Annotated in this window: 20 protein-coding genes and 1 tRNA gene; 10 read left to right on the forward strand and 11 right to left on the reverse strand. The window is 62.5% G+C overall.

Going from position 1 to position 21,259, the window contains the following annotated elements:
• Nucleotides 1–11: 11 nt before the first annotated feature.
• Both hisN and BC360_RS28665 read right to left on the reverse strand, forming a co-directional pair.
• Nucleotides 12–785, reverse strand: a complete 774-nt coding sequence (gene hisN / locus BC360_RS28660; protein ID WP_065797752.1) for a histidinol-phosphatase — start codon at nucleotides 783–785, stop codon at nucleotides 12–14.
• Between the two features lie 404 nt (nucleotides 786–1,189).
• Nucleotides 1,190–2,071, reverse strand: coding sequence for an N-formylglutamate amidohydrolase (locus tag BC360_RS28665; RefSeq protein WP_065797753.1), 882 nt, complete (start codon nucleotides 2,069–2,071; stop codon nucleotides 1,190–1,192).
• Between the two features lie 195 nt (nucleotides 2,072–2,266).
• Between BC360_RS28665 and cpdR1 the strand changes: the two genes are divergently transcribed.
• The 3 genes from cpdR1 to BC360_RS28680 all read left to right on the forward strand — a co-directional run bounded on the left by cpdR1 (nucleotide 2,267) and on the right by BC360_RS28680 (nucleotide 4,045).
• On the forward strand, nucleotides 2,267–2,629 hold the full coding sequence (gene cpdR1 / locus BC360_RS28670; RefSeq protein WP_025424823.1) for a response regulator CpdR1: 363 nt from the start codon (nucleotides 2,267–2,269) through the stop codon (nucleotides 2,627–2,629).
• A gap of 272 nt (nucleotides 2,630–2,901) precedes the next feature.
• Nucleotides 2,902–2,976: transfer RNA gene (locus tag BC360_RS28675), tRNA-Val, on the forward strand.
• Nucleotides 2,977–3,352: 376 nt separating this feature from the next.
• The gene (locus BC360_RS28680; protein ID WP_065797754.1) at nucleotides 3,353–4,045 is read left to right on the forward strand and encodes an alpha/beta fold hydrolase; all 693 of its coding nucleotides are present in this window, start codon (nucleotides 3,353–3,355) and stop codon (nucleotides 4,043–4,045) included.
• A 187-nt stretch (nucleotides 4,046–4,232) separates the two neighbouring features.
• Here BC360_RS28680 and BC360_RS28685 read toward each other — a convergent pair whose 3' ends face one another.
• The 6 genes from BC360_RS28685 to BC360_RS28710 form a co-directional block, all read right to left on the reverse strand.
• Nucleotides 4,233–4,910, reverse strand: a complete 678-nt coding sequence (locus BC360_RS28685) for a peroxiredoxin-like family protein (RefSeq protein WP_065780979.1) — start codon at nucleotides 4,908–4,910, stop codon at nucleotides 4,233–4,235.
• 193 nt (nucleotides 4,911–5,103) lie between these two features.
• Complete coding sequence (locus BC360_RS28690) at nucleotides 5,104–8,382, reverse strand: adenylate/guanylate cyclase domain-containing protein (RefSeq protein ID WP_065797852.1); 3,279 nt, start codon at nucleotides 8,380–8,382, stop codon at nucleotides 5,104–5,106.
• 235 nt (nucleotides 8,383–8,617) lie between these two features.
• Nucleotides 8,618–8,893 (reverse strand): hypothetical protein, encoded by a 276-nt coding sequence (locus tag BC360_RS28695; protein ID WP_065780980.1) that lies wholly within the window; start codon nucleotides 8,891–8,893, stop codon nucleotides 8,618–8,620.
• 36 nt (nucleotides 8,894–8,929) lie between these two features.
• Nucleotides 8,930–9,112 carry a hypothetical protein gene (locus BC360_RS28700; RefSeq protein ID WP_065780981.1) on the reverse strand — a complete coding sequence of 61 codons (183 nt, stop codon included), beginning with the start codon at nucleotides 9,110–9,112 and terminating at the stop codon, nucleotides 8,930–8,932.
• Between the two features lie 114 nt (nucleotides 9,113–9,226).
• Complete coding sequence (dapA, locus tag BC360_RS28705; RefSeq protein ID WP_065797755.1) at nucleotides 9,227–10,165, reverse strand: 4-hydroxy-tetrahydrodipicolinate synthase; 939 nt, start codon at nucleotides 10,163–10,165, stop codon at nucleotides 9,227–9,229.
• 11 nt (nucleotides 10,166–10,176) lie between these two features.
• The gene (locus BC360_RS28710; protein ID WP_065780983.1) at nucleotides 10,177–10,683 is read right to left on the reverse strand and encodes a hypothetical protein; all 507 of its coding nucleotides are present in this window, start codon (nucleotides 10,681–10,683) and stop codon (nucleotides 10,177–10,179) included.
• A 303-nt stretch (nucleotides 10,684–10,986) separates the two neighbouring features.
• Here BC360_RS28710 and ilvD point away from each other — a divergent pair, with 303 nt between their 5' ends.
• Nucleotides 10,987–12,825 carry a dihydroxy-acid dehydratase gene (gene ilvD / locus BC360_RS28715; protein ID WP_065797756.1) on the forward strand — a complete coding sequence of 613 codons (1,839 nt, stop codon included), beginning with the start codon at nucleotides 10,987–10,989 and terminating at the stop codon, nucleotides 12,823–12,825.
• Nucleotides 12,826–13,087: 262 nt separating this feature from the next.
• On the opposite strand, the gene BC360_RS28720 is transcribed toward ilvD, so the two are convergent.
• The gene (locus tag BC360_RS28720; RefSeq protein WP_065797757.1) at nucleotides 13,088–13,492 is read right to left on the reverse strand and encodes a GFA family protein; all 405 of its coding nucleotides are present in this window, start codon (nucleotides 13,490–13,492) and stop codon (nucleotides 13,088–13,090) included.
• A gap of 339 nt (nucleotides 13,493–13,831) precedes the next feature.
• Here BC360_RS28720 and BC360_RS28725 point away from each other — a divergent pair, with 339 nt between their 5' ends.
• Nucleotides 13,832–14,293: a MarR family winged helix-turn-helix transcriptional regulator gene (locus BC360_RS28725; RefSeq protein ID WP_065781149.1), complete on the forward strand. Its 462-nt coding sequence runs from the start codon at nucleotides 13,832–13,834 to the stop codon at nucleotides 14,291–14,293.
• Between the two features lie 67 nt (nucleotides 14,294–14,360).
• Here BC360_RS28725 and BC360_RS28730 read toward each other — a convergent pair whose 3' ends face one another.
• Entirely contained in the window at nucleotides 14,361–14,807 is a 447-nt protein-coding gene (locus tag BC360_RS28730; RefSeq protein WP_065797758.1) for a MarR family winged helix-turn-helix transcriptional regulator, read from the reverse strand.
• A gap of 61 nt (nucleotides 14,808–14,868) precedes the next feature.
• Between BC360_RS28730 and BC360_RS28735 the strand changes: the two genes are divergently transcribed.
• The 4 genes from BC360_RS28735 (at nucleotide 14,869) to BC360_RS28750 (ending at nucleotide 19,092) form a co-directional block, all read left to right on the forward strand.
• A complete protein-coding gene (locus BC360_RS28735; RefSeq protein ID WP_065797759.1) occupies nucleotides 14,869–15,597 on the forward strand; it encodes a DUF899 domain-containing protein in 729 nt (242 codons plus the stop codon).
• 126 nt (nucleotides 15,598–15,723) lie between these two features.
• Nucleotides 15,724–16,188 carry a DUF1579 domain-containing protein gene (locus BC360_RS28740; RefSeq protein WP_065780988.1) on the forward strand — a complete coding sequence of 155 codons (465 nt, stop codon included), beginning with the start codon at nucleotides 15,724–15,726 and terminating at the stop codon, nucleotides 16,186–16,188.
• A gap of 79 nt (nucleotides 16,189–16,267) precedes the next feature.
• On the forward strand, nucleotides 16,268–17,038 hold the full coding sequence (locus BC360_RS28745; RefSeq protein WP_065797760.1) for a VOC family protein: 771 nt from the start codon (nucleotides 16,268–16,270) through the stop codon (nucleotides 17,036–17,038).
• 293 nt (nucleotides 17,039–17,331) lie between these two features.
• Nucleotides 17,332–19,092, forward strand: a complete 1,761-nt coding sequence (locus BC360_RS28750; RefSeq protein WP_065797761.1) for a diguanylate cyclase — start codon at nucleotides 17,332–17,334, stop codon at nucleotides 19,090–19,092.
• 27 nt (nucleotides 19,093–19,119) lie between these two features.
• Here BC360_RS28750 and BC360_RS28755 read toward each other — a convergent pair whose 3' ends face one another.
• The gene (locus tag BC360_RS28755) at nucleotides 19,120–20,028 is read right to left on the reverse strand and encodes a LysR family transcriptional regulator (protein WP_065780991.1); all 909 of its coding nucleotides are present in this window, start codon (nucleotides 20,026–20,028) and stop codon (nucleotides 19,120–19,122) included.
• A 110-nt stretch (nucleotides 20,029–20,138) separates the two neighbouring features.
• On the opposite strand from BC360_RS28755, the gene BC360_RS28760 reads away from it, so the two are divergent.
• Nucleotides 20,139–21,173, forward strand: a complete 1,035-nt coding sequence (locus BC360_RS28760; RefSeq protein ID WP_065797853.1) for an aldo/keto reductase — start codon at nucleotides 20,139–20,141, stop codon at nucleotides 21,171–21,173.
• Nucleotides 21,174–21,259: the final 86 nt, after the last annotated feature.

A 21,259-nucleotide genomic window follows, 5' to 3' on the forward strand; every position in this document is an offset into this window, starting at 1 on the left:
CTGCGTTGGTATCAGCCTTTGAGAATTTCCAGCGCCTGCGCATGCAGCGCGGCGCTGCCGGCAGCGATGACCTCGCCGCCCATTTCCGCCGGGCCGCCCTGCCAGTTGGTGATGACGCCGCCGGCCTGCTCGATCAGCGGGATAAGGCCGCCGACGTCATAGGGCTTCAGCCCGCACTCGATCACCAGGTCGACGTGACCGGCCGCAAGCAGCGCAAAGGCGTAGCAATCGCAGCCGTAGCGGAACAGGCGCACCTTGTCCTGCAGCGCCTCGAAGCGGATCTTGTTGTCGCCGGTGTAGAGATGCGGCGAGGTCGTGAACAGCACCGCGTCGGAAAGCGTGTCGCAGGCGCGGGTCGAAAGCACCTTGTCGCCGCCGGGGCCGCGATAGAGCGCCTGCTTGCCATCGGCAAGGAAGCGTTCGCCGGTAAACGGCTGATCCATCAGGCCCATCACCGCATCGCCATTGCGATAAAGACCGATCAGCGTGCCCCAGACCGGCAGACCGGAGATGAAGGCGCGCGTGCCATCGATCGGATCGATCACCCAGACATATTCGCGATCGAGCCCGACATTGCCATGCTCCTCGCCGAGGATGCCGTGACCGGGGAAATTCGCCTCGATCAGGGCCCGGATCGCAGCTTCCGCCGACTGGTCGGCTTCCGTCACCGGGTCGAAACCGCCCTCGAGCTTGTTGACGACGCTCGTGCCGATACGGAAGCGCGGCAAGGTTTCCGCCTTGGCGGCATCGGCGAGACGATCGAAAAAGGAGCGGTCCGGTAGCATGTCACTCTCTTTAGGGAAGGAAACAGGAAGGTCCGATCTGCATAGACGAAATTTGCAGAAAGGCAAACGGCCAGGCGGCAGGCCGTCAGCGATCGGATAAGGCGTGGCGTCCCTACTGCATAATTCCTTAAATCGGATCCGATTTAGGGATAAAATTATGCAGCACGTTTAAAGCGTTACAACGTCCTTTGCGCGTCATGTTTGACGCACGGCACTGTATCGTTTCAACGCTGTCGATGCAGTGAAATTCCTTTGATGCACTGCAAAAGTTTTCACTGGTTCAACTTGACAATTGTGCAGTGCAATATTAGGGTTTTTCTGCAGTCACTCGTGACTGTAAATACCCTCCTTGGGTGTTTCCTCCCTAGACTTAACCGCGCCACCGGCGCGGTTCTTTTTGAGGTCTACTCCGCGGCAAGCGGCAGATAGGCGCCATAATCCTCGACATGACGCGCCAGCGAAGCAATAAAGCTGGTGAGATCGGCGACCAGCGCGCCGAAACCGGGCTTCCTGGTCAGCGTCGTCTCATCGACATAAAGCCCGCGATTGATCTCGATCTGCAGCGCGTGCAGACCGCGACTCGGCCGGCCGTAGTGTTCTGTGATGAAGCCGCCGGCATAGGGCTTGTTGCGGGCAACGGTGTAGCCGAGCTCCTGCAGCAGATCGACGGCCATCCTCGACAGTTCCGCCGCAGCGCTGGTGCCGTAACGATCGCCGATGATGAAGTCCGGCCGCTGGGGGCTGCCCGGCAGCTGCACGTTGCCGGGCATCGAATGGCAATCGACCAACACTGACAGGCCGAACTGGACATGCGTGCGGGCAATCAGCTTGCGCAAGGTGGCATGGTAGGGCTTGTAGATCGTCTCGATCCGCGCCAGCGCCTCTTCGACGGGAAAGCGGCCACGATAGATTTCCATGTTCTCGGCGACAAGCCGCGGCACGGTTCCAAGGCCGCCGGCCACCCGCATCGAACTGATGTTGGCGTGCGGCGGCACCGGTCCGTCGAACATGCGCGGGTCGAGTTCGTAAGGCTCGCGATTGACGTCGAGGAAGGCCCGCGGGAAGTGCGCCAGCAGCATCGGCGCACCAAGGAACATCGCATTCTGGAACAGCTCGTCGACGTAGTGATCTTCGGAACGGCGGATCGCCAGCGCATCGAGGCGCGACTGATCGAGAAAGGCCTGTGGATAAGAGCGGCCGCTATGGGGCGAGTTGAATACGAAGGGAATCCGCTGACTTGCAGGTTCCAGAACCTCAAACAGCTCCCTCTCCGTCATCTCCCCCATCGGAACCCTTTTTACCATGTCCGGTTCTTGCTGTCGTCATCATGTTGCCAGTTGGTCGGCTCTGTGTCCATAGTGCGCCCACTCCGGTTTCTGGGGAGTTGACGCGCCGCGTTCACGAGATATTTACCCCGTTGCGGTTTGGATAGAACGCCGCAATCCATACGCAATGAATAAAGAGAAGCAACGGCCGAGTTCATGACTGTGAAAATCCTTCTTGCCGAAGACGACAACGATATGCGCCGCTTCCTGGTGAAGGCGCTCGAAAAGGCTGGCTACAAGGTCATGTCCTATGACAACGGCGCCAGCGCCTACGACCGCCTTCGCGAAGAGCCGTTCTCGCTTCTCCTGACCGACATCGTCATGCCCGAGATGGACGGCATCGAGCTTGCCCGCCGGGCGACCGAACTCGATCCGGATCTCAAGGTGATGTTCATCACCGGCTTTGCCGCGGTCGCGCTGAACCCGGATTCGAAAGCCCCGAAGGACGCCAAGGTCCTGTCGAAGCCCTTCCACCTTCGCGACCTCGTCGACGAGGTCAACAAGATGCTGGCCGCCTGACGCCAGACATTTTCCCACAGCCGCCGCCGCCGTCCGCGACACTTGCTCCGGACCGGCGCGGATTTCAGATCGACCGCCGCGATCCACAGGGATCTTCGGCGGTCTTTTCATTTCAGTGACTTAAGCGCAAAGCCCGGAAATCCGGGGCTTCCCGCGGGCTATAACAGGCGGCGTGCGGCGGCTGAAAACGACCAGCGAAATTTCTGTCAAAAAACCTTCGAAAACCCTATTGACGCGACGGCGGGTTCTATGGTCTATGCGCCTCATCGGATGGGCGTGTAGCTCAGCGGGAGAGCACTACGTTGACATCGTAGGGGTCACAGGTTCAATCCCTGTCACGCCCACCATCCTTACTCAGGCGAACCTCCCGATCGCCAGAAACTTTCAAACAGACGAAGAACGAAACGCAGGTTCGGCGATCAACCGCCGGCGCTGTCTATCGCTGATGCATTCCCGAATGCAGCATCTGACCCCGGCCAAGGACCGACGAGCACAGATCGGAAACCGGCGCCTTGACGGCATTGCTGCGCAAGACGCCGAGCGATGGCACCGCAACCCGGAGCCGCTGCACGAAATAATGGGGCCGCGTCATGGATCGGCCTGCCTTGCCGCCCTACCTTGCTCCCGCAAGCTCAGCGCGCCCGCCCGACATGAGGCAAGCGCCCTGTCGGCGGTAAAGTGCCCAGGCTTCGAGAGCCCGAGCGGGAAAGAAAGGAACGGACAATGCCAGCCATCAAGAACATCGTCCTGGTACACGGCGCCTGGGGCGACGCCTCGCATTGGCGTCACGTCATACCGCCGCTGCACGCCAAGGGCTACAGGATCGCAGCGGTTCAGAACCCGCTGACGTCGCTTGCCGACGACATCGACCGGACAACGAAACTTGTGGCCGCGCAGGACGGGCCGACCTTGCTGGTCGGCCATTCCTATGGCGGCGCCGTGATCACCGGCGCCGGCCACGCACCGAATGTCGCCGGTCTGGTCTATATCGCCGCTTTCGCGCCCGACGAAGGCGACAGCCTCGGCAGCATCTTCGCCCGCCGCGACGCCCCTTCCGGCGCCGGCAGCATCCGGCCCGACAAGGACGGTTTCCTCTGGCTCGACCAGGCGACGTTCCGCCAGAGCTTCGGCCAGGATCTCGGCGAGACCGAAGCGCTTGTCATGGCCGTCACGCAGAAGCCGATTGCCGGACGTTGCTTTGAAGACAAGTCCGGCCCGCCGGCATGGAAGGTGAAACCCAGCTGGTATCAGGTGTCGAGCCGCGACAACATGATACCGCCGGAAACCGAACAGTGGATGGCCGAGCGCATCAAGGCGAAAAAGACGATCACGCTCGACGCGAGCCACGCGTCGCTGGCCTCTCACCCGACAGACATCGTCGCGCTGATCGAGGAGGCGATCGCCTCGCTCGGCTAGAGCATTTCCAGGAAAAGTGCGAAGCGGTTTTCCGTCAGGAAATGCGTAGAAACAAGGAGATGGAGCGTTTCCGCGACTCCGTCTAAACCGGAAACGCTCTAAACGCGCTGCGGCAACGAAATCCCCGTCGATCGCTTGGACCGGCGGGGTTCATGTCGAACAGGCTGCCCGACGACCGAAGACGCCTTCAATGTGCGACGGCGGAAGCGACGGACATCAGTTCTTCGCGGCGCGGTACGCCGAAGAGATTTTTGCCGCCATCCGGCACCTCGGTGAAACTCCAGCGCACGACGCCGTCACGATCGAGTAGGAATTCGCCGACGAGTTGCCCCGTCCCGGTCGCCATCATGCGTTCGTCGGCGTCGGTGATCTCGTAGGCGTCCGCCTTGTCGAGATAAGCCGTCGCTGCCATCGGGTCCATCGGTTCCGGCAATAGATCAGGCATGTTCACCTTCATCGCCATCATCGTCTTCTGGGCCATCTTGTACGGCCAGACGTCCTCGTCCTCGGTGAATTCGAGGTTGGGCAAGCCGAACGCCCGATGCGAAACCCGCTCCGGATCGGAAGCCGCCAGCAAATGCGGCAACGGGTGGTAGCGGAAATAGAGCCGGGCCCGCTCGATCGGCGTGTTGACGATCGTCAGGCTCTCGATGCCCTTTTCGCGCAGGGCCCCGTCGAGCTGCGCCATCGCGGCGATCTGGCGCCTGCAGAAGGGGCAATGCAGGCCGCGGAACAGGCCGACCAGCACCGGCTTGCGGCCGCGAAAATCGTCAATGGAAATCTGCCCGTCCTGGGTAATCGCATCGAGCACCACGTTCGGCGCCCGGTCACCGGGCTGTAGTGGTCCATTGTGTTGTCCAACCATGATTTTGTCTCCTCATGCCGGTCGTGGGTTACGGAGATGCAGGGGGCAGGTCTCGCGCAATGACATGAACGCAACCACCTCGTCCGGTGCAGAACCGATTGGCGACACAGGTCTCTCTTTCGGAAACCGTCGGCGGCCGATCATGCAATCTGGATCTTCGTATTTACCTTCGACGGACCTGCCCTGCGGCGCCCTAGTCGAGGAACGGCAGTATCATCAACGCTTCGGGATCAAGACCGTGCCGAGTGCATATGTCGCGAGCCGAGGCGAAGTGCCTTTCCGCACCATCGAGATCACCCGCATCAAGACAGAGCGTCGCCAAACCATCATAGCACGGAAACAGCAGCTGCGCCTCTCGCGTTTCGAAAGCGAGTTCGAGTGCTTCCTCGTACAGGAGACGCGCGACATCGGGGCGACCGTGACACTGGTCGATCTGTCCCAGTACCAGCAGCGATACCGGCAGGTGATCGCGCTGATCGAGTTCACGGTCGATGGCGATCGCCCGTTCGGCCGCCGGAATGCCATCGGCCGCACAGCGGTCCGTGAAGGTGCAATAGGCCACGGCCAAATTGGAAAGAAGGCGCGCCTGAAAGCCGAGATCCCGTATACGCTGCGCCAGGTCGAAGCCGAATTTGCAGACTTCGATTGCCCGTCGCGGCTCGATGATCGTGTAGAGAACGGCAAGGTTAGTGTAGCCTCGGCAAGCTGCATTGAGCAGATCGGCCGCCTCGGCGACCGCGACACTGCGCTCGATCGTTGCAATTGCCTCGGTGCCGCGGTTAAGGCGCGCCAATGCCACGCCTTTCGTATTGAGTGCTTCCGCCGTTACGCGATCCATCTCGCGTCGAGCGTCCAACGCTTCGGGCGCCAAGGTCCCGACACGCTTCAACGCATCGTCGGCCCAGGCCATGGCGTCGACATAGTTGCCCATGCGAAAGGCCAGGTGACCGCGCTCCTGCGAGAGGTGGGCGCTTTCGATCGGCGCGTCCGCGTTCTCCAAAAGAAGGGCAGCCGCCGCGAACGCTGCCAACGCCTCGTCGCGCCGCGCCGTTTCCCATAGGAGATGTCCAAACTTGCGCTGAATGCGAGCGGCGGAGACCCGGTCGTCGGTGGTGCGATAGACGTCGAGGAGCCAAGCATAGTGCCCTGCAGCCGCGTCGCGCTGGCCCGAAGGACTGAGCAGATCGGCGACTCGCTCGCGGGCGGCAAGCCATTCGGCCCCTTCCTCGCCAACCGCTGCCCAGGCGGCCATGGCCTGCTTGTAGAACCGGATGGCATCGTCGTTCGCATAGATCGCCTGCGCGTGTTCTCCAGCCGCCATCAGATAGTGTGCGCCTTTCGACTTTTCCTCCGACTGGCTGAAATGGTGGCCAAGCAGCGCCATCTCCTCCAGCCTTGTGGTCTGTGCGCCGTAGCGTCGCTCGAGACTTTCGGCGACAACGGCATGAATCTCCGCGCGCCGACGCAGAAGCAGGTTGTTGTAGACCACCTCCTGCAGCAGGGTCTGGGTAAAGCGGTAGGTCTGCACGCCCTGCAAGCGGCCGTCCCGCGTCTCCTCGATAATCTCGGTATCGCACAGAAGATCCAGCGCCGCATCGATCGTGGTTTCGTCGCCCGCAACGATCCGCAGCAAGTCGACGTCAAACCGCGGACCGATGACCGCCGCATAATGAAGCAGTCTGCGCGATTGCGGCTGCAGCCGGTCGATCCTGCCCAGCAACATGGCTTCGATGGTCACGGGAATATCGACGGTGGCCTCGCGCTCGACCACCCGCCAGGCTGTCCCGTGGTGCTTCAGGGCGTCGACTTCAATCAAGCCGCGTACGATTTCCTCGATGAACAGTGGATTTCCGCCCGCACGTGCCAGTATACGGCCGGCCAGTCCCCGGTGCAGGCCATCCGCACCGAAGAAGGCTGAAAGCAGCCTGCGCCCCTCAGCCTCGGTCAGCGGCGCGAGTCGCAACGCCGTGAGGCTCGTTCGACCAGGCTTCAGCCGCTCGACCGCCGTGTCGGGGCGCTGCGTCGTCAGCATCATCAACGGACCGCCCTCCATCCGGTCGAGGGCAAAAGCAATGGCATCGAGCGACGCGGCATCAGCCCAATGCAGGTCCTCGATCACCAGCAGCAGCGGCGCGCGTGACAGACGCCGCTCGAAGATGGCTCTAACCGCCGCAAAGAGTTGGCGACGCATCTGCTCCGGCTCCACATGCCGCAACATTTCGTCGTGCGTCCCCATCCCCAGGATGCGAAGGAAAAGCGGCACAAGCTGTTCCAGCTTTTCTGGCGTAAAGCCGATCTCCGCCAGCCCTGCAGTGAGAAGCTCGGTGGTTCGCGCCAATGTGTCGAAGGTCGAAATGCCGTAGGCCCCGCGCAAGACAGACGCCAGAACCCCGTAGGACGGCTCGCCCAGCGACGAAGAGCTTGCGCGACGAACGACGACGTGGCCGAAGCGCGGATCGACGGCGACCAGCGCCAGAAACGCGTTGACGAGCCGCGATTTCCCCATCCCCGCTTCACCGGACAGCTGCACCAATTGCGCGGTCCCGTCACAGGCAAGTTCCAGACAATTGAGCAGACGCTTCATTTCCCCATCGCGCCCGACCAATGGCGCTGTCAGGCCCAAGGCCTCCAGACCGCGTGCGGCCCCGGGTGCATCAAGAACCTCGATAAGTCGGTACACCTCGACGATGCCGGCCTTGCCGCGCAATGCGGTTGCACCCAGCGCTTCATAAGCGAAGGCATGGCGGGTCACGCGATATGTGACCGGTCCAACGAGGATCTCACCGGGCCCGGCCATTGACTGCAGGCGCTGGGCGGTGTTCACCGCGTCGCCCGTGACCGAATAGGATTTGCTGTCTCCGGCTCCCAGGCCGCCTGCAACCACGGTACCGGTATTCAACCCGATATGCAGGTTCAGCGGCGCACCGATGCGATCCTGCCAACGTTCACCAATCAGGCTCGCGCGCGCGATCATATCGATTGCCGCCCGAAGGGCTCGCTCGGCATCGTCCTCATGCGCCACCGGGGCGCCGAAGAGGGCGAGCAGCGCATCGCCGATGAATTTGTCGACGAAGCCGCCATAGGCTTCGACCGCTTCTGTCAACTCTGCAAAGAACTCGTTCTGAAACGTCTGCAGGATCTCCGGATCCATATGTTCGCCAAGGCCTGTGAAGCCGCACAGATCGGCAAAAAGGATGGTTGCGGTGCGGCGGTCGGCATCTTCGTTGTCGCTCGATGCCGGTACGGATGAATCCCGTGCCGCCCTTGGCACCGGCATCACCGCAGCCTGCCCAGACACCAAAACCTTTGCTGCCGCCGGCTTGTCCATCGGCGTGCCGCAATTCGGGCAGAAAGCGAAACTGGGGAGACAGTCCGCGCCACAGCGCGGACACTGGCTCCGCTGCTTGGCTCCGCATCTCGGGCAAAACGAAAATCGCCCCTCGATCTCGCAACCGCATTCATGACAGTTCATCAATGGCGAACCTTCGAAGAGGCCCGGCGTGCCGCATGCCATCCAGAGCCGTTTGGACACAATCAACGCAAAAGAATGGACCCGCTCGCACGGCTTTGCAAGCAAGCACTAACATTAAGACATCAGCGGCTGACAGGATCCGAACAGGCCGCACCATGCCCCCTTGGGAGGTATGCTGCATTCTGTTTCCGTCGGTTGCGCGATCTCTCGACCGACGGAAACAGGGGCTTAGAGATCAGGAGTGGGCGCGGCGTTGAGCGTGTCTGCGCCGCGTCGGCCGCCTCGCAAATATCCCAAGATCGATGGCGGTGCCGTCCGGCGCGCAGCAAACCTCTTCGGGATGGCGATCGCTTGCTTCCATTGCGAAATGGATCGCCGCCGCCTCGTTGGTGAAGAGCCCTCCGACCAACCCCTTGCGGTCGGAGACAACCCACCATCCGTGGCTATCGCGCCCGACGACGAAACGCGCGCGTGCCAGCAAACCGCGACGTACCTGCTGCATACTGCCCATGATCGAATGTTCCTTGTTGACGAATGGTGCGGCGGCTCAGCCGGCGACCCAGGGAATGACGGTCTGGATGCCGTAGGCGAGCCCGAGCACGATACCGAGGCGGATGCCGATGCCGAGGAAGGCGTCGCGAACCGCACCGTTGTCGGCGGGATAGCTGTCGGTCCCCTGCGACCGGCGTCTTTGTTCCGCCTGTGCGGCAAGATGGGGAAAGCGTGACATGGTCTGTCTCCTTTGTTGTGTTTGATACGAAGCTCGTGCCGTGCCGGTCGTGCACAGCGGCAAGAGCCGCCCAATCTGCGATGACATGGAACCGCCCCGTCGAAGGCCGTGGCCTCAGCTCGCAAGCGCGAGGGGCAGGCGCGGGCTGACATGTTGACCGCCACGAACCTCGATCAGCGGTTCGAGCACCGAGCGGATCTCGGCCGCCGTCTCCGGCGACACCGTCGTCAGCGGCAGCCGGACTTCGGGGTTTAAGCCCCGTGCCAGGTGCAAGGCGTATTTGATCGGGCCCGGATTGGTTTCGCGTTCAAGCGCGGTGAACAAGGGCTGGAGCCGCTGATGGATGGCGACGGCTGCCTGGCTGTTGCCGGTTGCGATCGCGTGATGCAGGGAAATCATCAGCCTCGGCACCACATTCGCCGCCACCGAAATCGTGCCGTGCCCACCGCAAAGATTGAACGGCAGCGCCGTCTGGTCGCTGCCGGAGAGTTGGCAGAGCCGCGCCTTGACCGATGGCGGCGATGCGAGGAAGCGACCGATGTCGCCCGTCGCATCCTTGATGCCGACGATGCCGGGTAGCTGCGCCAATCGCTCGAGCGTGCGCGGCGCGATATCGACGCCTGTGCGCGAGGGCACGTTGTAGACGATGACAGGCAAATCGACCGCCCGGACGACCGCCTCATAGTGGCGATAGATCCCTTCCTGGGAGGGCTTGTTGTAGTACGGCGCAACGATGAGCGCAGCGTCGGCGCCGAGCGCCTTGGCCTCAGCGGTCAATCCGATCGTCGTTTCGGTGCTGTTCGTGCCCGTGCCCGTGATAACAGGGATCTTCCTTTCGGCGACCTCGACACACCGTTCGATGACCATCGATCGCTCCGCGCGGGAAAGCGTCGCCGCTTCGCCGGTGGTTCCGCAGGCGACGATACCGGAAATGCCGTGGCGGATCTGCCATTCGACGAGCGACATCAGGCCGATGGTGTCGACCTTGCCGTCCTTGAATGGCGTGACCAACGCCGTGATCGCCCCTTCGAGGCGAAGCGAATGGTCGCTCATGAAAATGTCCTTCAGGTTGGGAAATGGCCGCGGCGAGTGCTGTCGCTTTCGATGGAAAAGCGAAAGGCGCGGCAGCATTGCAGGAAGGCCGAAAGGATCGCCGATGCCAGATCGGCGTGGCGGGCCTTGAATGTCAGGCGGCCGGCATCGGCCGGTGCGTAGCGAAGCGTGCAGGTCCACAGGCCGCATTCATGGCTGAGGGTTCGCAGGCAGAGCTTGGCTTCGGTCGCGGTCGTCAGATGGATCACGGCGTCGACGAGCGCGTCGGCGGCCATGAGTTCGCGGAAACGGCGCGACGGCCAGTCTTCGGCGACCAGCTCGGGCATGTCTTGGAGCAGCCGCACAGCCTCCCAGACGTGGTGTTCACGCAGGCGACGCACCGCCGCGATGCGCAGGAGCAGGAGCTTCAAGGCATCCGGCCCGCTTTCGGCGCGGTCCGCCCCCTCGAAGCGATCGATACCGGGTTGACGATCCGGTGCCTCGGGACGATGGCGAAAGCTGAAATCGTGAAGGGTCATGGTGCTCACCCGTTGTCGATGAGTGAAGGCTAACCCCGCCTCGCGTCCGGTTTCGATTGCGACTTGCATCCGGCGGCATAAGATTTTCATAAGGGAGATCAAATGCCGGGTGTCCAAGCCAAAGGCACCCGGCTACAGTGCCGCGAGGGGCGAATATCCGGCCGAGATGCGGGCAGCGCGGCGTCGAAATATTCTGACGCAAAAGATGACGTGCACGCAATTTTGCGCTAGGTAGCCCCTGCACTGGCGGTCGGTGACCGCCATACCAGCACAATGACATTTCGTCCTTGAAGGAAACCGTCCATGCCTGCCTATCGCTCCCGCACCACCACCCACGGCCGCAACATGGCCGGCGCCCGCGGCCTTTGGCGCGCGACGGGCATGAAGGACAGCGACTTCGGCAAGCCTATTATCGCGGTGGTCAACTCGTTCACGCAGTTCGTGCCGGGCCACGTGCACCTCAAGGACCTCGGCCAGCTCGTCGCCCGCGAGATCGAGGCGGCCGGCGGCGTTGCCAAGGAATTCAACACGATCGCCGTCGACGACGGCATCGCCATGGGTCACGACGGCATGCTCTATTCGCTGCCGTCGCGCGAGATCATCGCCGACTCGGTCGAGTATATGGTCAATGCGCACTGCGCCGACGCCATGGTCTGCATCTCCAACTGCGACAAGATCACCCCCGGCATGCTGATGGCGGCACTGCGCCTCAACATCCCCGCGGTCTTCGTCTCCGGTGGCCCGATGGAGGCCGGCAAGGTCGTACTGCACGGCAAGACGCATGCGCTCGATCTGGTTGATGCCATGGTCGCTGCCGCCGACGACAATGTGTCGGACGAGGACGTCAAGGTCATCGAACGCTCCGCCTGCCCGACCTGCGGCTCCTGCTCCGGCATGTTCACCGCCAATTCGATGAACTGTCTGACCGAAGCGCTGGGCCTGTCGCTGCCCGGCAACGGCTCGACGCTCGCGACCCACGCCGACCGCAAGCGCCTCTTCGTCGAGGCCGGGCATCTGGTCGTCGATATTGCCCGTCGCTACTACGAGCAGGAAGACGAGAGTGTGCTGCCGCGCAACGTCGCCTCCAAGCAGGCCTTCGAAAACGCCATGGCGCTCGACATCGCCATGGGTGGCTCGACGAACACCGTTCTGCACATTCTCGCCGCCGCCCATGAGGGCGAGGTCGATTTCACCATGGCCGACATCGACCGGCTGTCGCGCCGGGTTCCCTGCCTGTCGAAGGTGGCGCCGGCCAAGAGCGACGTGCACATGGAAGACGTGCACCGCGCCGGCGGCATCATGTCGATCCTCGGCGAACTCGAAAAGGGTGGCCTGATCAACCGCGATTGCCCGACCGTGCACAGCGAAACTCTCGGCCACGCCATCGACCGTTGGGACATCACCCGCACGACGAGCGAAACCGTGCGCAATTTCTTCCGCGCCGCCCCCGGCGGCATTCCGACCCAGGTCGCTTTCAGCCAGGAAGCCCGCTGGGACGAACTGGACACCGACCGCGAAAAGGGCGTCATCCGCTCGGTCGAACACCCCTTCTCCAAGGACGGCGGCCTCGCCGTGCTCAAGGGCAACATTGCGCTCGACGGCTGCATCGTGAAGACCGCCGGCGTCGATGAGAGCATCCTGAAGTTCTCCGGTCCGGCACGGGTGTTCGAAAGCCAGGACGCATCGGTCAAGGCCATCCTCGCCAACGAGATCAAGGCGGGCGACGTCGTCGTCATCCGCTATGAAGGTCCGAAGGGCGGCCCGGGCATGCAGGAAATGCTCTATCCGACGAGCTATCTGAAGTCGAAGGGCCTCGGCAAGGCCTGCGCGCTGATCACCGACGGCCGGTTTTCCGGCGGCACGTCGGGCCTCTCGATCGGCCACGTCTCGCCGGAAGCGGCGAACGGCGGCACGATCGGCCTGGTGCGCGAAGGCGACATGATCGACATCGACATCCCCAACCGCACGATCAGCCTGCGCGTCGACGAGGCAGAACTTAGCCGCCGCCGCACCGAGCAGGATACCAAGGGCTGGAAGCCGACCGAAGTGCGCAAGCGCAAGGTGACGACAGCACTCAAGGCTTACGCCGCCTTCGCCACCTCCGCAGACCGCGGCGCGGTTCGCGACCTCGGCGATCGCTGAACGCTCGACAATTTGAGAAACAAAAGGCTCCCGCTCGTGGGGGCCTTTTTTGTGCGCTCTATGCCCTCATCATGTCGATGCGAGTTGGAATCCCAACTGGGGCACTTCGGACCTGATCCGCCCCTATATTCTGGACGGCAAGCAACTGGTGATCCACAGCGCTCCGGGTATCGATCCGACCACGGGCGAAGAGGTCACCTACCACCTTGAGTTCCAAAAGGTTTGAAGATCGGCCCTGCGGCCACTCCGATGCACGACGACCTTAGAGATGACGCGTTTCGGCCGGCGGGTGGAACCAGTTGTTGTTGCGGCCGTCCATATATTGCACCGGCGCTTCGGCAAGCACTGCCGGATCAAGATCGTCGAGGGCGGCCAGATTGACGGAATAGTAGGCGCCGCCGATCTCCTCGATATAGCCGTGACCATAGGCGGCAATCCCACAGGTCTTGCAGAAGCGGTGATGCCCGCTCATGCTGCCGAACTGGTAGTCGGCGATATCGACTTCCTCAGCCTGCAGCCGAAACGCATCCGGCTTCACGATCGCGCCCCAATAGCGCTTCTTCCAGCAGATCGAGCAATTGCATTTGCCCGTACCGGCGTCGAGATCGATATCGGCCTCATAGCGGATCTTTCCGCAATGGCAGCTACCCCGGTAGGTTCGTTTCATCACATTCACTCCCAATTCGAGACCCGAACAGCGCACATTTCAATGCGGCGACACGACAACTTATTGTCAATTCACTTATCGCATGATGACAACATATTGTCAATTATGCGCGCTACGGTTTTCAGAAGGCGGAAGCAGGCGGGTGAGTGCTATGTCCACAAGATGCATCTGATCTCGAGATGCCTGATCTCCGAAGGGGTACTGGCTGGCAATTGCCCTTGTAGGTCCGCTTGGCCATTCCCATTTTCTCTTCCTGCGATCAAAACGCTTGCGACAAGCGCGCCATAATGACAACATGCTGTCATTATTCACCGTGACACAATGGTAGTCGCTGTCAACATGGATGACCCTGTCCGCACCCCCGCCGGCGACGCCTTCGCCCAGTTCGCCATTTCGGTGCTTCGCCTGGCCGGTCCGTTGACGGCAGCAGGCGACGTGCTCGCCAAACCTTCAGGCCAGACCAGTGCACGCTGGCAGGTATTGGCGGCCGCGAGCCACGCCCCGATGTCGGTCGCCGATGCCGCACGCGCGCTCGGTCTTGCTCGGCAGGGTGTGCAGCGCATCGCCGACCTGCTCGAACAAGAAGGACTGATCACCTATGGCGACAATCCCGCACACCAGCGGGCCAAGCTGATGGTACCGACGCCGCGCGGCGAAGAGGTGCTGGATGAAATCAAGGCCAGGCAGACCGTCTGGGCCGACGCCTTTGGCGCGGAGCTCGGCGAGGAGCGGCTGCAGCGGGCAACGGCATTGATCGTCGAAGCCATCGCCCTGCTGCGGGATCGCCCGACCACAGGCTAGAAGCATCGCGTGCAAAAAGTGTGCAGCTTTGGAACCAGGTTACATCAATTCGCTTGCGCAGCGTGTCCTAGGCAAACAGCTGGAGATCAGCACGCAACCGCTCCGGCCCGCCTTGGCCGAGCCTCTCGTCGACCATCTCGTGGGCCGCCTTCCAGATCGGTACGGCGCGCGCCAGCAGGCGCTCACCCGCTGGCGTCAACCGCAGCCGACGCGACCGTCGATCCCCTTCGTCGGCAAAAATCTCGACCAGCCCGCGCCGCTCCAGCGGCTTTAGCGCCGCCGTCAGCGTCGTGCGATCCATGGCGAGCAGCGAGGCCACGACACCCATGTTCGGTGGCACCGGGCGATTGAGCGACATCAGCAGGGAAAACTGGCCGTTGGTGATATCGAGCGGCCGCAAGGCATCATCGAATTGGCGGGCGATCGCACGGGCTGCGCGCTGGACATGCAGGCACAGGCAGGTGTCCTTTACGAACAATGTGGTCTCGAACGGGATGACGGGCGATTTTGACATAACCGATTAATGTTGATATCAACGTAATTAGTCAAGTGCAACGTTTGACGGAGGAACGGGCATGAAACAGGATCATGCGGTCGTATCGCCACAGGAATGGCTGAAGGCGCGAAAGGCGCTTCTGGCGCTGGAAAAAGAGCACACCCACCTCAGGGACAAGGTCAACGCGGCGCGCCGCGCCTTGCCCTGGGTGAAGATAGAAAAGCCCTACGTCTTCGACACGCCGAACGGACAGAGGTCGTTGGCCGAACTCTTCGACGGACGCAGCCAGCTTGTCGTCTACCACTTCATGTTCGGGCCAACCTGGGAGGCCGGCTGCCCCGGCTGCTCGTTCCTCGCCGACCATTTCGGCGGCATGCTGCCGCACCTCAATCACCACGACGTCACGTTGATCGCGGCATCAAACGCCCCGCTTTCGAAGCTCGAAGCCTACAAGAAACGCATGGACTGGCATTTCCCCTGGGTCTCGGCCGAGGGAAACGGCTTCAACAGCGACTTTCACGTCGCCTTCACGCCGGCCGAACTCGCTGAGGGCAAGGTCGTCTACAACTTCACCGAGACGGAAAGCGCCAATGCGCACGAGGAACTGCCGGGCCTCAGCGCCTTCCAGAAGGCCGACGACGGCACCGTCTACCACACCTATTCCACCTATGCCCGCGGGCTTGAGGAACTGGTCGGCACGCTGATGCTTCTCGACCGCGCACCAAAGGGGCGAAACGAGGACGGCACGCAGGGTTTCGTGCGCCGCCACGACGAATACGAGGATGCGCCTCGACGCAAAGCCGGTTAAGCCTCCCGGCACCGCGCCCGGAACGGAACCTTTTGGCTCCGGGCGCGTTTCTTCCCGCTCGTATCTCTGATTGAACCGGTCGTATCTCTGATCGAATTTTAGGCATCGCTGGGAGAGGAGACTTCGGTGAAGGCAGAACCGGAAGAAGCGCATCGCTGGCTCGAACAATTGCTCGGCGATTGGCAGGTGCGCACATCAGGCGCACCTGAAACGGACACCCCATGGACCGAACATGTTCGCAGCCTTCGAGGTCTCTGGACGGTCTGCGAAGGTCAGGGCACGATGCCCGACGGCAACTTCGGCCAGACCTTGATGACGCTCGGCTACAACCCCGAAACACGACGCTTCATTGGAACCTGGGTCGGATCGATGATGACCCACCTGTGGATCTATGACGGCGAACTCGAGCCCGACGGGCTGACGCTGTCACTCTACAGCGATGGGCCGGACTTCGATGTTCCAGGCAAACAGGCCAGGTATCGCGACGCAATAACCCTTGACGGCCAAGCCCGACGCCTGCTGACGGCGCATGTCAGGACGGATGACGGGACCTGGAAGGAAATGATGACGGCGGAGTACACCCGCCTCTGACATAGGATTTCACGCATCTTACCCCGCACGGCCGACCTCGGTCGGCGCGGCTTCCAATTTTGCAACCGGAGGACATGAGATGGCAGGCCATCACGGCAAATTCGTCTGGTACGAACTGATGACGACGGACACCAAGGCGGCAGAAACCTTCTACAAGGACGTCGTCGGGTGGAATGCCCGCGACGCCGGCATGCCTGGCGTCAGCTATACCCTGTTTACCTCAGGCGACCACCAGGTCGCCGGCCTGATGACCATGCCCGAAGGCGCGCTGGAGATGAACGCGCCACCCGCCTGGCTCGGCTATGTCGGCGTCGACGATGTCGATGCGGTTGCGGCGAAGGTTGCGGCCAAGGGCGGCAAGATCCACCGGGCGCCCGACGATATCCCCGGCATCGGCCGCTTCGCCATCGCCACCGACCCGCATGGAGCGGTTTTCGCCCTGTTCACCGGCACCGGCGAGCCGCCCCCCGCTGTCGACCCGATGACGCCGGGGCAGATCGGCTGGCATGAGCTGATGTCCGGCGACCTCGACGCGGCCTTCCCCTTCTATGCCGACCTCTTCGGCTGGACCAAGGATAACGACATGGATATGGGGGAGATGGGCACCTATCGGATCTTTGCCATCGACGGGGTCCAATCCGGCGGCATGATGACCAAGCCGAAGGATATCCCGTCACCCTATTGGCTTTACTACATCAACGTCGCAGCGCTCGACACGGCCATCGAGCGCATCAAGTCCGGCGGCGGCAAGATCGTCCTTGAGCCCATGGAAGTGCCGGGTGGAGCCTGGATCATCCAGGCGCTCGACCCGCAAGGTGCCCTCTTCGCCCTTGTCGGCCAGAGAGGCTGAATACAATCGCAATCGAAACGGACCTGCCTGGTACCCATCGATAGGCTCCAGGCAGGCCGAACCGCCCTCCGTCCGGCATGCCCCTGGCAATTGCGCATGGCGTGCGCCGCACGCATCCCTCAGTTGCGGTTTTACCCATGGTATTTTAGGGTATTTCAGGGATATTTAACACCTTATGCGATAGTACTGCGGCCTGTATCACTGATCGCGGAAAAGCATTCCTTCTCCGCGGCAAGAAATTGTCGCGACTCCGGCACGATGACCGGTAGCATTGGTGGACCAACTTCGCGCAAATGACCAAGTACACCCACAATGAGCGACAGGCCAGCGAGAGTGGTCGCGACATTCGCTCCGCCAAGATGCTGCGCCGCAAACTGCAGTGGCTGGTTGCCATCGTGGTGGCCTGTACGGGCGTGCTTGCCACCGAAATCATCGCCGCCTCCTATTCCGATTTCGTCATTGCCCGGCGCAACCTTAGGGAAGTCATCGCCTTCTGCCAGGTTCTCGACACGGCAACCTATCTCTCAGCCGAGCGCGGGCCGTCGAATGGCGTGATGGGCATCGGCATCGCCCCGGGCTCTCCGGTTCAGGCGCGCCTTGCCGAATTCCGGGCGCGCAGCGATGCAGCGCTTGCCGAAATCGTGGCCGGCGCGACCGATGACAGCCGGTCTGAGCCGGCGGCGGCACTCTCTCCTATTCTCGTCGAAGTCCAACGCCGCCTCAGCGCCGCCCGTGCCGAGATCGATCGCATCGCCGCCATGCCGCCGGAACGCCGCAGCCTGACGGAAATCCAGAGGGCGATCGAAGACATGTTCGCGGTGATCGACGCGATGCGCCCCGCATTCGACTGGAACATCCAGCGCCTGACGAACACCGATCCTGATCTGGCGGGCATCGCCATCGCCGCCCATATGCTCGCCAATCTGCGCGAGGACGGTGGCCGCCTTGCATCTCAGCTTATGGCTCCGGTCGCAGTCGGAAGACCATTGCAGGCCAAGAACATTGCCGACAGCGAGCGAACGCGCGGCCGCCTGCAGGAAATCTGGTCCGTCGTCGGCAAGCCGGGCGCGCTGCCGGGGTTGAAGCCGAAGAACATCGCCGATATCGCCGCGATCGAGCACGAGTTCTTTGGTGAAGGCTTTGCGATCGTCGACAGCGTCGTGTCGGTCGGCAGGCATACCGGGCACTACCCGATGACGGCCGAACAATTCACCGACCGCTATGTTCCGAAGATGAAGCCGCTCGAGATCCTTCGCCGCGACTTCATGGACGCCACGGTGGAGAGGCTCGCCACCAGCAAGACGCAGGCCTCGATAAAGCTGACGATCGCCACCACGGCAACCTTCGCCTTGTTCATCGTTCTCCTCATCCTCATGCGTCGCGCGCGATCGCTGGTCTTCGAACCGCTGCTGCTTGCGCGCCACAGCATCATCGAGCTTGCCAATGACCGCCCGATCGCGCGATTGAGCGGCAAGGGCGGCGAAGGCGAAATGGGACGGCTGTTCGATGCGATCGACGTGCTGCGACAGCGGCTCGACGAACGCACGCTCCTGATGAAGCACCTCGAACGCCAGGCCGAAACCGACGAGCTGACGGGGCTGCTCAATCGTCGTGCACTGGAACTGATCGGCGGCGCCGAGGATGCGGCAGGTAGCGACAAGAACGCCTGCCTGATCCTCATGGATATCGACCACTTCAAGCAGATCAACGACACCCACGGCCATCTCGTCGGCGACATCGTGCTGAAGGAAACCGCCCGTATCCTTCGCTACTCCGTGCGCTCGTCCGATCTGGTCGCGCGTTTTGGCGGCGAGGAATTCGCCGTCATCACGCCGGGCGACGATATCGATGCGGCCCGCGCCCTTGCGGAGCGCATCCGGTCCAACCTTGCGGGTGCGCCGATCACCGTTGCCGACGGCCGGGAACTGAACGTCACCGCAAGCTTCGGCGTCGCCGGCGCCAATGCCAATCCGGGCTGGAAAGGCCTGATCGAAAGCGCCGACACCGAGCTTTATCGCGCGAAATCCGAAGGCCGGAATCGCGTCTGCGGCTAACTGACAGCTGAGCGCCTCGTCTCGTCATCAGCCGGACAGCCGTGCCCGCGCTGCCAGAAAATCGAGCATCACCCTGACGCGCGACGGCAGCGCACCGCCCTGGCCCTGAAACACAGCGTGAAACGTCTCGCGATCTCCCGGATTGAGATGTTCGACAATGGGCACAAGCCGGCCGGCATCGATGTCGTCCCGAACCGTGAATGTCGCCATCCGTGCCAGTCCGACGCCTGCAAGCGCCAGACGGCGCAACCCCTCCCCGTCGCTCACCCGCACCCTTTCGCTCGGCGGAAGCAATATTGCTTCGCCATTGGACAACAGCGGCCAACCATCGACGGCCCTGATATAGCTGAGGCTCAGGCGGTTGTGCGCCATCAGCTCGTCAAGGCTCTCGGGCTTGCCGCAACGCTCGAGATAGGAGGGCGCCCCGACGATGGTCATCGACGTACTGCCAAGCTTGCGCGCAATCAGCCTCGACGCTTTGAGCGGCCCGGCGCGGATCGCGATGTCGACGCGCTCCGCCATCAGGTCGACGACGGCATCGGTCTGGATGATGTCGACCGAAAGCCCCGGATAGGCGCTCAGAAATTCCGGCAGCAGTGGCATCAGCACATGGGTGGCAAAGGACGCGCTGGCATTGAGGCGAACACGGCCCGCCGGCATATCGCCGGCCGCCGCCTGTCTCTCCGCGTCATCGATATCGGCGAGAATGCGGGCCGCCCGCTCGTGGAAGGCGCAACCCTCCGGCGTCAGCTGCAATTGCCGCGTCGACCGGTTGATCAGCCGAACGCCGAGCCTCTCTTCCAGCCGCTGCACCAGTTTGCTCACTGCCGATGGTGTCATGCAGCATTCGCGCGCCGCCGCGGAGAAGCCGCCGAGTTCGACGGCCCTGACGAAGACGGCCATTTCGCCGGAGCGGTTGATCGAGTGTCGCGACATGTGACTTCAACTCACAAATGATGTTCCGGCAGATGGTCTACTTCTCAAATCAACGAGACACCACCTTTCTCTTGCCAATACGGGCATGACCGCAACGAGGAGTTCGAATGATGGAATACAGACGGCTTGGATCGTCAGGATTGAAGGTTCCCGTGCTGAGTTTCGGCGCTGGCACGTTCGGCGGCAAAGGCCCGCTTTTCAGCGCCTGGGGCAACAGCGACGATGCCGAGGCGCGCCGTCTCGTCGACATCTGCATTGAGGCCGGTGTCAATCTGTTCGATACGGCAGACGTCTATTCGGATGGCGCCTCCGAAGAGGTGCTGGGTGCGGCAATCAAGGGACGGCGCAACGACGTGCTGATCTCCACCAAGATGTCGCTGCCGATGGGCGATGGTCCGAACGATGCCGGTTCCTCGCGCTCGCGGTTGATCAAGGGGGTCGACGATGCCCTGCGCCGCCTCGGCACCGACTACCTCGACCTGATGCAGTTGCACGCCTTCGATGCCGGCACGCCGGTCGAAGAGGTGCTGTCGACGCTCGACACCTTGGTGCGCACCGGCAAGCTGCGCTATGTCGGCGTTTCCAATTTCGCCGGATGGCAGCTGATGAAGTCGCTTGCTGCCGCGGAAAAGCACGGCTACCCGCGCTACGTCGCCCATCAGGTCTACTATTCGCTGGTCGGGCGCGACTACGAGTGGGAGCTCATGCCGCTTGGTCTCGACCAGGGCGTCGGTGCGCTCGTCTGGAGCCCGCTCGGCTGGGGGCGTCTGACCGGCAAGATCAGACGCGGCCAGCCCTGGCCCGAAGGAAGCCGCCTGCACGATACCGCCTCCTTCGGCCCGCCGGTCGATGACGAGAAGCTCTACGACATCGTCGACGTGCTCGACGCACTGGCAGCCGAGACCGGCAGGACCATCCCGCAGATCGCCATCAACTGGCTGCTGCAGCGCCCGACCGTGTCGAGCGTCATCATCGGCGCCCGCAACGACGAGCAGCTGCGCCAGAACCTGGGTGCCGTCGGCTGGTCGCTGACCGCCGAACAGACGGCACGGCTCGACAAGGCCAGCCAGAAGACCGCCACCTACCCCTACTTCCCCTATCACCTCCAGGAGGGCTTCGCGCGCCTGAACCCGCCGGCGGTGTGATCGCCTACGTCTGCCGATCGACGCGCCGGAGAAATCCGGCGCTGTCTTTCGCGCTTGCTTTCTCTCTTCGCATTGCACAAACTTCC

The sequence above is a fragment of the Ensifer sp. LC163 genome (assembly GCF_001695855.1).
Lineage (GTDB): Bacteria > Pseudomonadota > Alphaproteobacteria > Rhizobiales > Rhizobiaceae > Ensifer.